This is a genomic window from Streptomyces armeniacus, from assembly GCF_003355155.1.
GTDB lineage: Bacteria > Actinomycetota > Actinomycetes > Streptomycetales > Streptomycetaceae > Streptomyces > Streptomyces armeniacus.
On the sequence record NZ_CP031320.1, the window covers coordinates 4,401,372 to 4,418,056 of the forward strand.

15 protein-coding genes are annotated in these 16,685 nt (G+C 74.6%); 5 read left to right on the top strand and 10 right to left on the bottom strand.

Going from position 1 to position 16,685, the window contains the following annotated elements; translation table 11 throughout:
* Window positions 1-87: 87 nt before the first annotated feature.
* The gene (locus DVA86_RS19055; RefSeq protein WP_208879896.1) at window positions 88-711 is read right to left on the bottom strand and encodes a TetR/AcrR family transcriptional regulator; all 624 of its coding nucleotides are present in this window, start codon (window positions 709-711) and stop codon (window positions 88-90) included.
* A gap of 96 nt (window positions 712-807) precedes the next feature.
* Between DVA86_RS19055 and DVA86_RS19060 the strand changes: the two genes are divergently transcribed.
* Together DVA86_RS19060 and DVA86_RS19065 are read left to right on the top strand one after the other, a co-directional pair.
* Entirely contained in the window at window positions 808-2,013 is a 1,206-nt protein-coding gene (locus DVA86_RS19060; RefSeq protein WP_208879898.1) for an FAD-dependent monooxygenase, read from the top strand.
* A gap of 19 nt (window positions 2,014-2,032) precedes the next feature.
* Entirely contained in the window at window positions 2,033-2,938 is a 906-nt protein-coding gene (locus DVA86_RS19065; RefSeq protein WP_208879900.1) for a Gfo/Idh/MocA family protein, read from the top strand.
* Here the strand turns inward: DVA86_RS19065 and lnt are convergent.
* Window positions 2,910-4,499, bottom strand: coding sequence for an apolipoprotein N-acyltransferase (gene lnt, locus DVA86_RS19070; protein ID WP_208879901.1), 1,590 nt, complete (start codon window positions 4,497-4,499; stop codon window positions 2,910-2,912). The genes DVA86_RS19065 and lnt overlap by 29 nt on opposite strands.
* Before the next feature lie 266 nt (window positions 4,500-4,765).
* Here lnt and DVA86_RS19075 point away from each other — a divergent pair, with 266 nt between their 5' ends.
* Window positions 4,766-5,734, top strand: coding sequence for a SigB/SigF/SigG family RNA polymerase sigma factor (locus DVA86_RS19075; RefSeq protein WP_208879903.1), 969 nt, complete (start codon window positions 4,766-4,768; stop codon window positions 5,732-5,734).
* 61 nt (window positions 5,735-5,795) lie between these two features.
* Here the strand turns inward: DVA86_RS19075 and DVA86_RS19080 are convergent, their stop codons facing one another.
* Window positions 5,796-6,857, bottom strand: coding sequence for a DMT family transporter (locus tag DVA86_RS19080; protein ID WP_208879905.1), 1,062 nt, complete (start codon window positions 6,855-6,857; stop codon window positions 5,796-5,798).
* Window positions 6,858-7,179: 322 nt separating this feature from the next.
* Here DVA86_RS19080 and DVA86_RS19085 point away from each other — a divergent pair, with 322 nt between their 5' ends.
* Window positions 7,180-8,352, top strand: coding sequence for a CapA family protein (locus DVA86_RS19085; RefSeq protein WP_208879907.1), 1,173 nt, complete (start codon window positions 7,180-7,182; stop codon window positions 8,350-8,352).
* A gap of 109 nt (window positions 8,353-8,461) precedes the next feature.
* Here DVA86_RS19085 and DVA86_RS19090 read toward each other — a convergent pair whose 3' ends face one another.
* The 4 genes from DVA86_RS19090 to DVA86_RS19105 are packed head-to-tail and all read right to left on the bottom strand — an operon-like array spanning window position 8,462 to window position 11,955.
* A complete protein-coding gene (locus tag DVA86_RS19090) occupies window positions 8,462-9,808 on the bottom strand; it encodes an acetyl-CoA carboxylase biotin carboxylase subunit (protein ID WP_208879909.1) in 1,347 nt (448 codons plus the stop codon).
* Window positions 9,805-10,044, bottom strand: a complete 240-nt coding sequence (locus DVA86_RS19095) for an acetyl-CoA carboxylase (RefSeq protein ID WP_208879910.1) — start codon at window positions 10,042-10,044, stop codon at window positions 9,805-9,807. The genes DVA86_RS19090 and DVA86_RS19095 overlap by 4 nt, the downstream gene beginning before the upstream one ends.
* A 25-nt stretch (window positions 10,045-10,069) precedes the next feature.
* Window positions 10,070-11,056: a 5-oxoprolinase subunit C family protein gene (locus DVA86_RS19100; protein ID WP_208879912.1), complete on the bottom strand. Its 987-nt coding sequence runs from the start codon at window positions 11,054-11,056 to the stop codon at window positions 10,070-10,072.
* Complete coding sequence (locus DVA86_RS19105; RefSeq protein WP_208879914.1) at window positions 11,053-11,955, bottom strand: 5-oxoprolinase subunit B family protein; 903 nt, start codon at window positions 11,953-11,955, stop codon at window positions 11,053-11,055. Before DVA86_RS19105 ends, DVA86_RS19100 begins: the two co-directional genes overlap by 4 nt.
* A 186-nt stretch (window positions 11,956-12,141) precedes the next feature.
* Between DVA86_RS19105 and DVA86_RS19110 the strand changes: the two genes are divergently transcribed.
* Entirely contained in the window at window positions 12,142-12,915 is a 774-nt protein-coding gene (locus DVA86_RS19110; protein WP_208879916.1) for a LamB/YcsF family protein, read from the top strand.
* A gap of 43 nt (window positions 12,916-12,958) precedes the next feature.
* Here the strand turns inward: DVA86_RS19110 and DVA86_RS19115 are convergent, their stop codons facing one another.
* The 3 genes from DVA86_RS19115 to DVA86_RS19125 are packed head-to-tail and all read right to left on the bottom strand — an operon-like array spanning window position 12,959 to window position 16,523.
* Window positions 12,959-14,020 carry a 5-oxoprolinase subunit C family protein gene (locus tag DVA86_RS19115; protein ID WP_222623334.1) on the bottom strand — a complete coding sequence of 354 codons (1,062 nt, stop codon included), beginning with the start codon at window positions 14,018-14,020 and terminating at the stop codon, window positions 12,959-12,961.
* Window positions 14,017-14,997, bottom strand: coding sequence for a 5-oxoprolinase subunit B family protein (locus tag DVA86_RS19120; protein ID WP_208879917.1), 981 nt, complete (start codon window positions 14,995-14,997; stop codon window positions 14,017-14,019). The genes DVA86_RS19115 and DVA86_RS19120 overlap by 4 nt, the downstream gene beginning before the upstream one ends.
* Complete coding sequence (locus tag DVA86_RS19125) at window positions 14,994-16,523, bottom strand: PucR family transcriptional regulator (RefSeq protein WP_208879919.1); 1,530 nt, start codon at window positions 16,521-16,523, stop codon at window positions 14,994-14,996. Before DVA86_RS19125 ends, DVA86_RS19120 begins: the two co-directional genes overlap by 4 nt.
* Between the last annotated feature and the right edge of the window lie 162 nt (window positions 16,524-16,685).

A 16,685-nucleotide genomic window follows, 5' to 3' on the forward strand; every position in this document is an offset into this window, starting at 1 on the left:
TGCCGTTGGGGTCCCCGGCACCGTCCCCGGCGGCCGGTCGGCCGGGCGGCCCGGTCCCCGGCTGCCGACCGCCGCCTATCCAGCCGCCTAGCCGCCGAGTATTCCGCGCAGCAGCTCGCGTGCCCCCGCGCGCAGCTCCTCCAGCGTCGGCACCCGCGTGTGGTGCGCCCCGGCCGAGCAGGAGAACATCATCCCGTCGCACCAGGCCACCACGGACAGCGCGTGCCGTTCCGGCTCCGCCGAACCGGCCCCTCGCAGCAGGGCGGCCAGCGGTTCGCGGAACGCGCTGATCCCGATCCGGTCGTAGAGGGCGCGCAGTTCGGGCCGCCGCGTGGCCTCCAGGGCCAGTTCGTAGCGGGCGAGGGTCAGTTCGGGATGTCCGGCCAGATGCCGGTGCAGGGCGACCGCGAGCAGCTCCGCCAGTCCGGCGGCCCCTGCGCCGGGTTCGGGCATCTCCTGGGGCGTGAGCAGCGCGGCCTCCCGTACGGCGAGCCGCCGCAGTGCCGCCTCCAGCAGCGCCGCACGGGTGCGGGCGTGGTTCGAGGTGGAGCCCTGGGGGAGGCCGGCGGCCTCGTCGACCGCGCGGTGGGTGAGCCCGCGCATGCCGCGTTCGGCGAGCAGGCCGAGGGCGGTGTCGGCGACGAGCTCGGCGCGGGTGGGGGAGGAGCCAGCGGAACCCGGGCCGGCGGGGGCGGTGGTGCGGCTGGTCATGGAGGCACGGTACGCCGCCGCTACACCTGTAGTGCCGCCGCCGCACCTGTAGTAGCGTGCACTACAGATGTAGTGAACCGGTCGAAGGGAGCCGCCATGGCCGCGAACCGGGCCGTCGTCATCGGAGCCGGAGTCGGCGGACTGACCGCGGCCGCCGCGCTGCACCGCCGCGGCTGGCGGGTCACCGTGCTGGAGCGCGCCGCGCGCCTCGAACCCGTCGGCGCGGGCATCTCCCTCGCCCCCAACGGGCTGCGCGCCCTCGACGTGATCGGCGCCGGTGACGCCGCCCGCGCCCGTACCGCCTGGCACACCGAGGGCGGCCTGCGCACCCCCTCCGGCCGCTGGCTCTCCCGTACGAGCAATCAGGCCGCCGCCGAACGCTTCGGCGGCCCCCTTGTCCTGCTCCACCGCGCCGAGCTGATCGAACTGCTGGCCCGCGCGCTGCCGGACGGCGCGGTACGCACCGGCGCCCCCGCCGAGGTCACCGATCCCGGCGCGGCCGGCCGCCCCGCGACGGTGCGTACGGACGGCGGCCCGTACGACGACGGCGTCGAGGCCGGTCTCGTCGTCGCCGCCGACGGCATCCACTCCGCCGCCCGCCGCGCGCTGTTCCCGCACCACCCCGAGCCGCGCTACGCGGGCTTCACCACCTGGCGGTTCGTCGTCCCCGCGCCCGCCGGGGCGGAGGTGCTCCCGCACGAGACCTGGGGCCGCGGCCTCGGCTGGGGCAGCCAGCCGCTGCCCGACGTCCGCGTCTACGCGTACGCGTCGGCCGCCGTGCCCGCCGGAGAACGCGTGCCGGACAGTGAACACGCCGAGCTCAGGCGCCTGTTCGGCGGCTGGCACGACCCCGTGCCCGCCCTGCTCGACGCCGTCGCCCCCGAGTCCGTACTGCGCACCGACGTGTACGAGACGGCCGCGCCGCTGCCCGCGTACCACCACGGCCGCGTCGCCCTTCTCGGCGACGCCGCCCACCCCATGACCCCCAGCCTCGGCCAGGGCGGCAACCAGGCCGCCGAGGACGCCGTCGTCCTCGCCCACCACGCGCCGCCCGGCGCCGCGGACCTCGCCGCCTACACCGCCGACCGGCTGCCCCGCACCATGCGCGTCGTACGCCGGTCCGGCAGCGCCGCGCGGGCGGTCACCGTCCGCTCGGCCGCCGGCTGCGCCCTGCGCGACGCGGCCGCCGTCGCCGTCAACCGGCTCGGCCCGCGGCTTGTTCTGCGCGCTCTCGACGGGATCGCCGACTGGAGCCCGCCGCAGCGGACGTATGCTGCCGGGACACAGCAGCCAGCGTCCTGACGGTTCCAGGGGGAGCAGCGTGAAGGTCGGCATCATCGGGCTCGGCGGCATCGCCGAGAAGGCGTACCTGCCCGTGCTCACCGCCCAGCCCGGGCTGGAGCCGCACCTCGTCACCCGGGACCCGGCCGTCCTGCAGCGGCTCGGCGACGCCCACCGCGTGCCCCGCGAGCACCGGCACGGCACCCTGGACGGTCTGCTCGGCGAGCGCCCCGACGCCGCGTTCGTCCACGCGGCGACCGCGGCGCACCCCGAACTCGTCACGCGCCTGCTCGAAGCGGACATCCCGACGTACGTGGACAAGCCCCTCGCGTACGAACTCGCCGACGCCGACCGCATGGTGCGCCTCGCCGACGACCGCCGCGTGTCGCTCGCCGTCGGCTTCAACCGGCGTTACGCGCCCGGCTACGCCCAGTGCCTCGAGCACCCCCGCGACCTGATCCTGCTGCAGAAGCACCGCGTCGGCCTCCCCGAGGACCCGCGCCGGATGGTCTACGACGACTTCGTCCACGTCGTCGACACCCTCCGCTTCCTGGCCCCCGGCACCGCGGACCACGTCAGCGTGCGCGGGCGCGTACGGGACGGGCTGCTGCACCACGTCGTGCTGCAGCTCGCCGGCGACGGGTTCACCGCCATCGGCGCCATGAACCGGCTCTCCGGTTCCGCCGAGGAGATCCTCGAGGTGTCCGGGCAGGACGCCAAGCGCGAGGTGCGCGACCTCGCCGGGATCGTCGACCACAAGGGCCAGCCCAGCGTCCGCAGGCGCGGCGACTGGGTGCCCGTCGCCCGGCAGCGCGGCATCGAGCAGGTCGTGCTCGCCTTCCTCGACGCGGTGCGCGCGGGGAAGCTGCTGTCGGCTCAGGACGCGCTGCGCACCCACGAGTTGTGCGAACGGGTCGTCAACTCCGTCCAGGACCAGGCCGGCTGAACGGCCGGGACCGGCCGCCGGACGCCCCGTCCGTACGTGCCGCCTCCGCGCCCGTACGCGCGCCCGTACGCGGGGTTTCCGTACGCCGCGCCCGCCGCACCCCCAGCGCGCCGCAGAACAGCGCGAGCGAGCCCAGCGCGCCGTACACGACCCAGTCGCCGAAGCGCACGTACGGGCTGGTGCCCGAAGCCAGCGGCACCGTGTACACCCGCGCGGCGCCGGCGTCCGTGCCCAGCCGCTCGCCGACGGGCTCGCCGCGCGGCCCGTACACCGCGCTCTCCCCGGTCAGCGTCGCGTGCACCATCGGGCGCCAGCTCTCCGCCGAGCGCAGCGCCGCGAGCGAGGCGTGCTGCTGCGGCGCCCAGCTGTGCTGGAACGTCGAGGTCGAGGACTGCGCGACCAGGAGCCGCGCCCCGTCCTGCACCAGCCGCCGGCTCATGTCCGGGAACGCCGACTCGAAGCAGATCAGCGGGCCCGTACGGACGCCGCCCGCCCACTCCACCACCGGTTCCTCACCGCGCCGCCGGTCCTCTCCCGCCGCGCGCCCCACGGACGTCGCCCAGCCGAGCGCCGACCGGAACGGGACGTACTCGCCGAACGGAACCAGCCGCATCTTGTCGTAGCGCTGCCCGGTCACCCCCTGCGGGCCGACCAGCACCGAGGACTTGAAGATGCCGGGCCGGCCCGCGCCGCGCGCGTCCACGTTCACCAGCAGCTCCGCGCCCGTCTCGCGGGAGAGCGCCGCGAGCCGCCGCTCCAGCCCGGGGTAGCCCCGCAGGTCGAAGCCGACGCTGCTCTCGCCCCAGACCACCAGGTCCGCGCCGCGGCCCGCCAGTTGCCGGGTCAGCTGCTCGCTGCGCGCGAAGCGGGCCTCCGGCGACGGCGTACCGCCCGGCTGTACGACGGCCACGCGCAGCCGCCCGTCCTCCTCCGGCGCGGGCGCCCACGTCCACACGGCGCCCGTGCCCGCCGCCACCGCGGTGACCGCGGCCACGGCGGCGACCCGCGCGGACGGCAGCGCGAACAGCGCGGCCACCGCCGTGTTCACGGCGACCAGCAGGAAGCTGACGAGCCACACCCCGCCCACCGACGCCAGCCGCAGCGCCGGCGGTACCTGCCACTGGCTCGCGCCCAGCAGGCCCCACGGGCCGCCGAGGTACTCCCAGGAGCGGACGAGCTCCGCCAGCAGCCAGCCCGAGGGCACCAGGACGAGCGCGGCGGCCAACCGTACGGGCCCGGCGCTCCCGTGCAGCAGCCGCCGTACGAGCCGGCCCCACGGCAGCCACAGCAGGCCGAGCAGCGCGGCGAGGACGGCGAGGAAGACGTGCAGGTTCGGCAGCAGCCAGTGGTGGACCGCGAGCATGAAGCCCGTACCCCCGGCCCAGCCTTCCAGCCCGGCCCGCCGGGGTGTGGGCGCGGAGCGCAGCAGCAGGAGCCACGGCACCAGGGCGAACGGCGCGAACCACCAGAGCGAAGGCGCGGGGAAGGTGAGCGCCGGCAGCGCTCCGGCCCCGAGCGCGAACGCGCCGCGCGACCACGGCGAGTCCAGCGACATCCGCATACCGCGCCTCCTTGCCTCGGTGTGTGGCCGGTACCCCGCAGCTCACACCCGTACGCGGAGCGGCGCCGCGGAAGATCGATCAGAGTTCGACGGCCGGATAACGGTTTGGTCTCGCAGCGTCAGGGCATGCGTCCCACCGTGCTTCGGACGTGAAGGCACTGCCGCGGGAGCGGAGCGACACCCTGTGTCGCGTGACCTGCCCCGCATGTGCCTGCTCCCGCGGTGATCGCTTACACAGCAGACCATCGCGACGGAGAGAGCGAACCATGACCACGGCGACACGCACTCGAGACCGAAGCCAGTACCGCGCCAAGCACCAGCCGCCGCAGCGGCAGCAGCAGGACCAGGCCCAGCCCAGGCCCGTACGGAAACGCCAGCCGCAGCGGCAGCGCCAGGGGCAGCGGCGCACGCGCCGCCACCCGCACGACGACGCTCCCGACACCGCCGGAGAGTTCGCCAGGATCGCCGCGCTGCCCGAAGGGCCCGAACGCGAGGCCCTGCGGCAGCAGGTGGTGGAGGCTTGGGTGCCGATGGCGGAGCGGCTGGCCCGGCAGTACCGCAACCGCGGCGAGACCCTCGAGGACCTCGAGCAGGTCGCGGCCCTGGGCCTGATCAAGGCCGTCGCGCGCTACGACCCCGAGCGGGGCAGCGCGTTCGAGAGCTACGCGGTGCCGACCATCGTCGGCGAGATCAAGCGGCACTTCCGCGACCACCTCTGGGGCCTGCACGTGCCCCGGCGCATCCAGGAGCTCCGCAACCGGGTCCGCGCCAGCACCCGCGCCCTCACGCTCAACCTCGACGGCCGCTCGCCCACGGTGGCCCAGATCGCGGAGCACAGCGGCCTGTCCGACGAGGACGTGCTGGCCGGCATGGAGGCGCTGGAGAGCTTCAGCACCCTGTCCCTGGACGCCGAACTCCCCGGTGCCGACGACGGGTACAGCCTGCAGGACACCCTGGGTGACGACGAGCCCGGCTTCGACCTCGTCCTGTACCGCGAGGCGGTCAAGCCCCGGCTCGAACAGCTGCCGGAACGCGAACGCCGCATCCTGTACCTGCGGTTCTTCCACGACATGACGCAGAGCCGGATCGCCGAGCAGCTCGGCATCTCGCAGATGCACGTCTCACGCCTGATCAATCGCACCTGCCAGCGGATACACGACGAGATAGAGGCGCCGCGGCCCGGCGAACAGCCCGTCACGACACCGGCGGACGACGGCCAGCGGACCGCCGCCTGACGCCGGACATGCCACGGCTACGGGTCCCGGGCGGGGCCCGTAGCCGGGGTGGCGGCCGTCGTCAGTGCGACGTCGGGACCCGCAATCGGTCCGGAACGGTATCGGGGACGGTGACCGGAACCTCGTCGGGCACGGTGTCGGGCACCGTCATCCGCGGGCCCGGCGCGGCCACCGGCGCCCGGTCGGCGAAGGCGGCTGCACGCGGCGCGGACGGCGCCGCCGCGGGCCGCGGGATCACCACGGTGCCGGTGCCGCCGGTCTCCACGGGCGCGGTGTGCTCGGCGGCGCTCTGCGCGGTGCTGGTGCCGGTGAGGATGATCAGACCCCGGCCCGCGAGCAGCGCGCCGGCGAGCGCCGTCAGCGCTCCGGGCGCGCCGTAGCGGAAGCCCTCCTCCAGGAGGAGGATGCCGACCGTCGCGGCGACCACCGGGTTGACGACCGTCGCGGTCGCCAGCGGGGCGGCGAGGCCGCCGCCCCGGTACGAGGCCTGGGACGTGGCGAGACCGGTGACGGCGAACAGGGCGATCAGCGCGAGCACCGGGAGCGCCGCCGTGAGCGACGTCAGCGCCCACCCTTCGGCGACCGCCTTCACGCACACCGAAGCCGTACCGAAGGCGACTCCGGCGGCCATGGCCAGGGCCACGCTGCGGGCGCCGGCGCGGTGCGCGCCGCGCGCCGCCACGGCGATCCCGACGAGCAGCACGATCACGGAGACGGCGGCGCCGGCCACCGCGTACTGCTCCGGGTCGGTAAGCGGCCGGGACTGGTGCGCGCCGGTGAACATCAGGATGGCCGCAAGGCCGACGGAGACGAGGACGATGCCGCGCCAGGCGTCCGCCGTGACGGGGCGCTTCACCATGACGGCGGCCAGCGGGGCCGCGATGACGATGGTCAGCACGCCGAGCGGCTGCACCACGGTCAGCGGGCCGAGACCGAGGGCCGCGACGTGAAGCAGGGCGCCGACGCCGTTGAGGACGACCGCGGCCCACCACCGGCCGCGCCTGAGCAGGGCGTAGCGGCTGGGCGCCGTGGTCGCGGCGATCCGCTCCTGCAGAATGGCCGCCGCAGCGTACGCCACGGCCGACACCAGCGACAGCAGGACCGACGCCAGCAGGGCACTCATGGCTGGTCCCGACGGGGTGAGCGCGTCCTGTTCATACCTCCACCATTCTCCTCCGAGACTCATCTGTCGTCGTCTGGCAGTGGAGTCTTGGCGTACAGCCAGCGGAGTACGTCGGACCGCGTACTACACCCGGCAGTGGATGCGGCACTCCCCGTGCCGCACCGGCACAACTCCCAACACTCCGGTCGCAGCGGGCATTCCGGGGCCAGCCGGATGCATCTGTTGCGCCATTCGTCCCAACCCGCGCCGTCCCGTGCTGCGGCGCTCCGCGATCCGTCGGTTATTGGGCTTGTCCTATTAATCACGATCATGGAGCAGCTCAATGACCAGACACGTACGCACCGGAGTGCTGCTGGCCGCGGCCGTCCTGCTGGGCACGGTGACCGCGTGCGGCACGGACGGGTCCGGCGGCGGGACGACGGGTTCCGAGAAGGGCCGCGGTTCCGCGGCGCTCGCGGGCGACGACGCACGCGCCTTCACCCTCGTCGCGACCGGCGACATCCTCGCGCACGACTCGATCATCCGGCAGGCGCGGGCCGACGCCGGCGGCTCCGGCTACGACTTCCGCAAGATGCTCGCCGGCGCCGAGCCCCTCGCCTCCGGCGCCGACCTGGCGATGTGCCACATGGAGACCGTGTACGGGCCGGACAGCGGCCCCTTCACCGGCTACCCCGCCTTCAAGACCCCGCCGCACGTCGCCCGCGCCATCAAGGCGACCGGCTACGACAGCTGCTCGACGGCCTCCAACCACACCCTCGACGCCGGTCCCGAGGGCGTACAGCGGACGCTGCGGGCGATGGACGAGGCCGGTCTGAAGCACGCCGGCTCGGCCCGCTCCAGCGCGGAGCGGGACCGGCCCGCCATGCTGCGGGCGGGCGGCGCGAAGGTGGCGCAGCTCGCGTACACCTACGGCACCAACGGCATCGACGTCCCCGAGGACAGCCCCTGGCTGGTCAACCTGATCGACCCGCAGCGGATCATCGCCGACGCACGGGCCGCGCGCCGCGCGGGCGCGGACGTCGTCGTGGTCAGCGTGCACTGGGGCGACGAGTGGCAGGAGGATCCGAACAAGCAGCAGCTGTCGCTCGCGAAGCAGCTCACCCGCTCCCGTACGGAGGGCCGCCGCGACATCGACCTGATCCTGGGCACGCACAACCACGTGCCGCAGGCGTACGAGAAGGTCAACGGCACGTGGGTGGTCTACGGGATGGGCGACCAGGTCGCCGGCGAGATGAACGACCCGCGCGGCCAGATGGGCTCCGCCGCCCGCTTCACGTTCGTGCCGCCGCGCGAGGAGGGCAGCGGCTGGACGGTCAAGAAGGCCGAGTTCGTGCCGTTCCTCATGCAGACCGAGCCCGACCACCGGCTGGTGAACCTCAACTCGCCGCAGACCCGCCGGTCCGGCGACCCCGTACACGCCGGCGCCCGCGACACCATCCGGGACGCCGTGCTGAGCCGGGGCGCGGCCTCGGACGGGCTCACGATGGCGCGCTGACCGCGTACGGCCCGCAGGCCCAGCGCGCGGTGGTGCGGTACGCCCGTACGGCACCACCGCGCGGGCGGGGCACCACCGCGCGGGCCGCGTGCGCCTCCCGGCGCCGCCGTCAGCCCGCCGCCCACTCCTCCAGCCAGCCCGTGTGCACCGCGCCCTTGCGCAGGTCGTCGTCGGCCAGCAGGCGGGCATGCAGGCCCGCCGTGGTGGGCACGCCCGTGATCCGCAGCTCCGCCAGCGCCTGCCGGGCACGGGCGAGGGCCTGGGGGCGGTCGGCGCCCGTGCAGATCAGTTTGGCGATCATGGAGTCGTAGAACGGGCTGATCCGGTCGCCCGCCGCGAAGCCGGTGTCCACACGCACCCCGGGGCCGCCCGGCAGGTCGAAGGCCGTCATTTCGCCGGGGGCGGGCAGGAAGCCGTTCTCCGGGTCCTCGGCGTTGAGGCGCAGTTCGACGGCGGCGCCGTCGAGCGCGATGGCGTCCTGGGCGACGGACAGCGGTTCGCCGCCCGCCACGCGGAGTTGCTCCGCCACCAGGTCCAGGCCCGTCACGCACTCGGTGACCGGGTGCTCGACCTGGATGCGGGTGTTCATCTCCATGAAGAAGAACGAGCCGTTCTCCGCCAGCAGGAACTCGACGGTGCCGGCGCCCCGGTAGCCGACGTGCGCGGCGAGCCGTACGGCCTCCGCGCAGATCGCCGACCGGGTCCCGGCGTCGAGGTCGGGCGCCGGCGCCTCCTCGATGAGCTTCTGCCTGCGGCGCTGCACCGAACAGTCACGCTCGTAGGCGTGCACCACGTTCCCGTACGCGTCGGCGAGCACCTGCACCTCGATGTGGCGCGCCCGTTCGATGACACGTTCGAGATAGACCGTGCCGTCGCCGAAGGACGCCGTCGCCTCGGCCTGCGCGGTGGGGAGCACGTCGGCGAGCTGTCCGGGGTCCGCCACGGGCCGGATGCCGCGGCCGCCGCCGCCCGCCGCCGCCTTCACCAGCAGCGGGTAGCCGATGTCCGCGGCCGCGGCGCGCGCCTCGTCGACGTCGCGGACCGGGCCGCTTCCCGGCACCACCGGTACACCCGCCTGCCGCGCGGTACGGCGGGCCGCGGCCTTGTCTCCCATCGTGTCGATGACGTCGGGCGGGGCGCCGACGAAGGCGAGCCCCGCCTGCTCGACCCGCCGCGCGAAGCCGGCGTTCTCGGAGAGGAAGCCGTAGCCGGGGTGCACGGCGTCCGCCCCGCTCTCGCGCGCCGCCCGTAGCACGGCGCCGGCGTCGAGGTAGGACTTGGCGGCGGGCGAACCGCCCAGGTGCACGGCGTCGTCGGCGAGCCGCACCCAGCGTGCGTCCCGGTCGGCGTCGGAGTAGGCGGCGACCGCCTCGATCCCCGACTCGTGGCAGGCCCGCACGACGCGCAGCGCGATCTCGCCGCGGTTGGCGACGAGCACCCTCCGCAGGGGGCTCACGCGGCGTCCACCTCCACGATGTCCTGGCCCATGGCCACCTCGTCGCCGTCTTCCAGCAGGAACCGCACGAGGGTGCCGGACGTGTCCGCCCTGACTTCGTTGAAGGTCTTCATCACCTCGATCAGCGCGATGGTCTGCCCTGCGGCGAAGCCGCCGCCCTCCTTGACGTACGGCTCCGCCTCCGGCGACGGGCGCCGGTAGAACACGCCGGGCATGGTGGCCTTGATCGTTGCCATCGTTCCTCCGTCTGCGTCGTCGCGGTCAGCTGCGCAGCGCGTCGCGCACGCGGTCGAGTCGTTGCCGCCGGTCGCGCCGGGCCGCCAGCGCCCCGTCCAGGTCCACCGGTTCGAACGACACCTGGTCGCCGGTCTTCGCCTGCGCGATGCGGTCCCGGTCGGCGGAGACGACCGTGCCGATGGTCGCGTAACCGCCGCCGGTGACGGCGTCGTTGAGCAGCACGATGGGTTCGTCACCGCCGGGGACCTGGATCGACCCGACCGGGTAGCCGAGGTCGACGACGTTGGCCGGGTCGCTGCCCGCGCCGAACGGCTGCTGTCGTTCGATGAAGTCGAGCGTGCCGCCGCGCAGCCGGTAACCGACGCGGTCGGCGTCCTTGGTGACCTTCCAGGTGGTGTCGAGGAAGGAGCGGGTTCCGCCCTCGGTCAGCCGGTAGGAGCACAGCCCGACCACGGTGCGCACCGGGGTGACCTCCCAGAACGCCGGACGCAGCGCGTCCGCCACCGCGGCGCCCTCGCGCGGCGCGCCGCCGCCGGCCGCGGCCTCGCCGAGTGGCAGCCGGTCGCCTTCGGCCAGCTTGCGGCCCTGGTGCCCGCCGAGGCCCGTAAGGGTGTACGTCGAACGCGACCCCAGGTACTCGGGTACGTCGACACCACCGCCGACGGCGATGTAGATCCGGGCGCCGGCGGTGATCATCTCGAAGGAGAGCACGTCGCCGGCGCGCACGGCGAGGGTCTGCCAGGCGGGCACCGGCTCCCCGTTGCGGCTGACCGGCGCGTCGGCGCCGGTCACGGCCACCAGCCGGTCGTCGGTGAACTCCAGCCGCGGCCCGATGTAGGTCGCCTCCAGGGCCGCCGCGTCCTCCGGGTTGCCGACGAGCAGGTTGGCGGCGCGGTAGGAGTACTGGTCCATGGCGCCGGACGGCGGCATGCCGATGTCGTAGTGCCCGTCGCGGCCGGTGTCCTGGACGGTCGTGTAGAGGCCGGGGGAGTGCACGATCAGCTCGCTCACCGGTACAGCACCTCCAGCAGTTCGTTGGTGACGGCGTCGGGGTCGGCGAGGAAGTCGGCGGGCCGGAAGTCGTACGGCCGGATCCGGTACCGGAAGGTGCCGCGCTCCACCTCGCCGCGCACCTCGTCGAACTCGCCCTGGTCGATGGCGCGGTAGCGCAGGATGTCGCCGGGGCGCGGGAAGACGAGGCGCTCGCGGAAGTCCGGCAGCGTCTGCGAGCCGTCGAACACGGGCGCCGGGGCGAGGCCGAACAGCTGGTAGCCGCCGGCGCCGCGCACCGGGTAGACGACGGCGAAGGCGCCGCCGTAACCGAAGGCACGCTCGGGGGTGTCGGTGCGCGGGCGCACGTACTTGGGCACCTCGATCTGCCGGTCGCGCGGCACCATCTGGTAGCAGAAGGGCAGGCCCGGCACGAAGCCGAGCATGGTGACGATGTACGGGGCGCCGGAGAGCGCCTCGATCAGCGGACCCGTACCGGAGAAGCCGTTGATGCGCGCCGCGTACTCCAGGTCGGTGGCCTCCGGGTCCTGATGCCGGTCGCGGAAGCGCATGAGCGTCTCGCGGGTCCACGGGTCGTCGTAGAGGACGGGTACGTCGATGACCCGGGTGTGCAGCGTCTGTTCGGAGGTGAGTTCGGTGGCCGACTCCTCCAGCGCCCGCAGCTCCTTGACCAGGTCCGCCGGGTGCAGCCGGTCGGGGTCCACGCGAATCAGATAGGAGGCATTGGACGGGCAGATGTCCACCACGCCGTCCACCGCGCGCTGCCGCAGCGCCGTGGTGACCGTCATGGCCTTGAAGTTCGCCTCCAGGCTCATGGCCTGGTCGATCTCCACGAAGACGTACTCGTCTCCGCCGTGCTCGTAACGCGCCGGCGGCAGCGTCAGGGCTGTGCGTACCACGCCACCCTCCTCGTCAGCGGATCTCTTCGGCCGTGCTGCGAGCACCCTCGCGGCGAGGCGGTACGGGCGGCTATTGGCCCGGTGGGCCAAGCGGCGGGGGCCGGTTTGGCCCAGCCGAGGAATTGCCGGCGCCGCGCCGCCGTCGCACGGTGAGGCCGCCGGTGACCTGCGAGGCGGAGGATGCCCATGAAGACGCGGATCGATCTGAACGCGGACGCCGGGGAGAGTTTCGGCCGCTGGCGGCTGGGGCACGACGAGGCGCTGCTTCCGCTGGTCAGCTCCGTCAACGTGGCCTGCGGCTGGCACGCGGGCGACCCGGCGATCATGCGCCACTCGGTCGGGCTGGCGCGGTCGGCCGGTACGGCGCTGGGTGCCCATCCCGGGCTGCCCGACCTGGCCGGGTTCGGCCGCCGTGCACTGGCCCTGTCACCTCGCGAGGCCGCCGACGCCTGCCTGTACCAGTACGGCGCCCTGCGGGGGTTCGCGGACGCGGCGGGCGTACGGGTGACCCACGTCAAGCCGCACGGCGCGTTCTACGGGCTCACCATGCGCAACCCGGACGTGGCGGACGCCGTGGCCGACGCCGTGGCTGCCGTCGACCCGGAGGCGATCGTCGTGCTGCTCGCCGGTCCGACGGCCGAGCGGGTGGCGGCGCGGGGGCTGCGGGTGGCGCGGGAGGCCTTCGCGGACCTGGAGTACGACGACGAGGGGCACATCGTGATCGAGCCTGACCCGCCCGCGAAGGACCCGCAGGCGTGCGCGGAGAAGGCCGCCGGCATTCTCCGGGGACACGTCACCACGCGCGGCGGGCGGCGCATCGAGGTCGACGCCGACACCGTCTGCGTACACGGCGACCGTCCCAACGCCGTCGAGGTCGCCACGGCGGTCCGCGACCGGATCGCGGCCGAGGGCGCGGCCCTGCTGCCCATGGGTGAGGTGCTGGCCCGGCGCGGCGCGTGAACCGCTCCCGCGCATCCGCGAGGCCGGCGGAACCCCGCCGCGCTCACACGGGAGCGGCGGGAGCGGCGGCTCCGGCGGGTCCGGCGGGCTCCAGCCGCTCCAGCCGCCCGCGTTGCAGGGCGAACTCCGTGTGCGCCGCCAGCGCGTCGGCCTCGGCGAGGGAGATCTCCCGGAAGCGTACGGTGTCGCGGCCGGGCCGCATCTGGCCGAGCTTCCACAGGCAGGCGTGGGCGAGCGTGGCGATGACGGTGTAGCCGCCGGACGTCGGCCCGTCCGGCCCGAGGACGGTCGGCACGTCGCCGATGACGGTGACGCCGCCCACGGGGTAGCTGACGTCGAGCACGTTCGACGGGTGGCCGCCCGCGACACCGCCGTCCGGCCTCGCCCAGGCCAGGGCGTGGGCGTCGAGCTTCACACCCAGCCGGTCGGAGTTGAGGTCGACCCGCCACGTGCGGGAGGTGAACTCCCGCCAGCCCTCGGCGGTGAGGAACCCCGGGTCGCCGTGCGGGCCGCGGACGACCTCCAGCTCCCAGTGCGTGTGGTACGCGGGGCGCAGCGACTGCGGCAGCCGCAGCAGCGGCGCCTCGGCCGCCCGGCCGAGCGGGAGGACGTCGCCGCGGAGGACCGGGCGGCCGTCGACGCCGCCGATGCCCGCGAGGGTGTGCACCGAACGCGAGCCGAGGACCTCGGGCACGTCGATCCCCCCGGAGACGGCCAGGTAGAGCCGGAACCCCGGGCCCTTCGCCGCCTCGCACACCAGCTCGTCCCCCGGGCGTACGGCGAACGTCTGCCACAGCGGCACCGGTTCGCCGCCCAGCGTGGGCGCGGCGCCCTCGGCGCCGCAGAGGGCGGCGCGGGCGTGGCAGCGGAAGCGGGCCGCGAAGCCGCCCTGCGTGATCTCCAGACCGGCGTGCCGGGGATCGTTGCCTGCGAGCAGGTTGGCCGCACGGAACGCGAAGCCGTCCACCGGCCCCGACGGGAAGAACCCGCGGGCCTGCAGGCCGGTCCTGCCCGGGTGGTCCTGCACGGTGGTCTGCACGCCGGGCACGAGGATCTCCAGCTCCGGTGCCTCGTCGTGAGCGTCTCCGCGCAGCCCGTGGTTCACGGCACCTCCCCGCCGGCCCAGGCCCGGCCGGAGCCGTCCGGGTGCCCCGTGCCGCCCGGCACAGCGCCGCGGACGTGAGCGGCCAGGGCGAGCGGTGCGTCCTCGATCCGGTAGACGTACTGGTCCTCCAGCACCTGACGCCGCAGCTCCAGCAGTTCCTCCTCACCGCAGAGGGTGAACCGCACCCGGTCCCCGGCGCGCAGGAGGAACGGGTCGTCACCGAAGACCCGGTTGCGTGCGAAGACGTCGCTGACGGGCAGGGTGCGGCCGAACAGCTGGTAGCTGCCCGGTGATTCGGCGGGATAGATGGCCACGCACGGCCCGCCGATGCCCACCGCGCCCTCCGGTGTCCAGGCACGGGTGGGGTTGTACTTCGGTACGGACAGCGCCGTGGGGCCGCGCAGCGGGAACAGGAACGGGAGGCCGGGGGCGAAGCCGGTGAAGGCCGTCCACCACTCGGTGGCGAGGATCGCCTCGTACAGCGCGTCGCGGCCGGGCAGCCCGTTCTGGGCGGCGATGTAGTCGATGTTGTTGCCGCCCCTGGTGTTCGACGCGTCCGGACGGATGGTGCGGGCGTACCGTACGACGGCCTCCCGGGTGGCCGTGTCGTCGAAGGCGAGAGGCAGCGTGACCCGCCGGCTGGGGAGGGTGACGCCGGACAGGTCCGGCTGGCGTTCGTGGAGTGTGTGGAGGTGGTCCACGAGCGCGGTGCGCGCCGTACGGGAGGGGTCGAAGCACAGCAGCACGGAGCGGAGTCCCGGAGCGGCGTCGAGGAGGCCCGGCGGCGGGTCGGCGCCGAGGGCGCTCAGCATGCGCAGCACGTGGAAGTTGAGGCGCAGGTCGAGCTCCGGCGGCCCGTATTCCACGAGCACGCAGCGGTCGCCCGCCTGCCGGTAGGTGACGGACGGGCGTCCTCCGGCGGCCGGCGCGGCGGCGAGGACCGCGTGCTCGGGCACGGGCACGCCCGCCCCGGTCACCGGGCCTCCCGCAGCAGCAGCGCCAGCCACAGTTCGGCACGTGCCGTGGGGTTCTCCAGGTCGTGGTCGAGCAGCTCGGTGATCCGGTCGAGCCGGTAGCGCAGGGTGTGCCGGTGGATGCCGAGGGCGGTCGACGAGGCGTCGATGTGCCCGTTGTGCGCGAGGTAGACGCGGAGGGTGGAGATCAGGTCGAGCTTGGAGCGTACGGCGTGCCGCTCCAGCGGCTCCAGCAGGGCGTCCGCCCACCCCTGGGCACCGGGGTTGTCCAGCTGGGCGAGGAGCCCGGCGGTGACGACGTCCTTCGCCAGGACGAGCCGCGCACTGTCGCCGGTGGTGCCGTAGAAGACCGAGCGGGCACGCCGCAGCGCGTCCGGCACCTCGGACAGCGGCGCCGCCTCGCTGACCGCACCGCGCGCGCCGGGGACGCGGTGCAGCACCTCCTCGAGCGCCTGCTGGTCGCCCTGCGCCTCGGGAAGCAGCACGACGACGCTGTACGTGTCGTACGGCGCGATGAGCGCGCCCGCCTGACTGAGCGCCAGGTGTTCCTCGGCCGCCCGCAGCAGCTCGGGCATGTCCTCCCGCTCGCAGCCGAGTACGGCGACGCGCAGCGGCTGCGACGGCAGCGGCACGCCGAGCGTGTCGGCGGTCGACTCGGCCAGTTCGGCGTGGGCCCCGGCGGCGAGCCGCAGCACCGCGAGCCGGGTGCGCCGCTGCGCCTCGCGCGTCTGCTCCTGGTACGTGGTGTCCAGCGACAACAGCCCGACGGCGCCCGCGATGACGGCCTGCTCGGCCGGGCCGAGCGGTTCCTTCCGCCCGGCCGCGAGATGGCCGGTGACCCGGCCGCCCGCGCCGACGGGCAGCACGGAGACCTGGTCGCCGCCGGCATCCAGGGACACGGCGTGCGCCGTCGTGTCGCGTGCTTCGGGGCTGAGCCGGTCCAGGGCGTGGCGGATACGGGCGGCGTGCCGGCGTGCGTCGGGCGGCGCCCCGTGCCGGGCGGCCCCCGACCGGTCCAGCAGAAGCACCCAGCAGCCGAGCGCCGCCGCCAGCTCGCCCACGACGGCGCGTGGCCCGCCGGTGGACAGCGCCGCGCCGATCAGGTCGCGCTGCGCCTTCAGGGCCGACGTCAGCACCTCTTCGTGCGTACGGGCGATGGCGCCCGCCACGGCCTCGCTGATCGCGATGAACGGCGTCGGCCGCGGCACCCGCAGCAACGGGACCCCCGCCTCGCGGGCGGCCTCGACCAGCTCGTCGGGCACCTCGTCGCGGGTGAGGCCCACCCCGAAGCCGAGCGCCGACACACCGTGTGCGGCGAGCCGCCCGACATACGCGCGGTAGCCGTCCCAGTCGCGGTCCGAGGTGTGCAGGCCGGTCGTCAGCAGCAGCTCGCCACCGGCCAGGTACGCCGTCGGGTCGGCCAGCTCGCTCACGTGCACCCACCGCACGGTCCGCTCGTCCGCCGCGTCCACCAGCGCCCGCAGCCGCAGCTCGCCGCGGTGCAGCAGCCAGCGCAGAGTGGGCGCCATCCCCGCACCTCCCCACGGCTCGCGAACCGGTTGCCCGGAGGCCGCCGGGCCGGTCCGGGGACGCGACGATAACGCCTCCCGGCTGCCGGGCGAAGTGCCATCGTAGAGTCGCAGCCGCACCGCGGCCCGGGCCGTACGGCACTTTGCCCGCGCGCGGGCCTC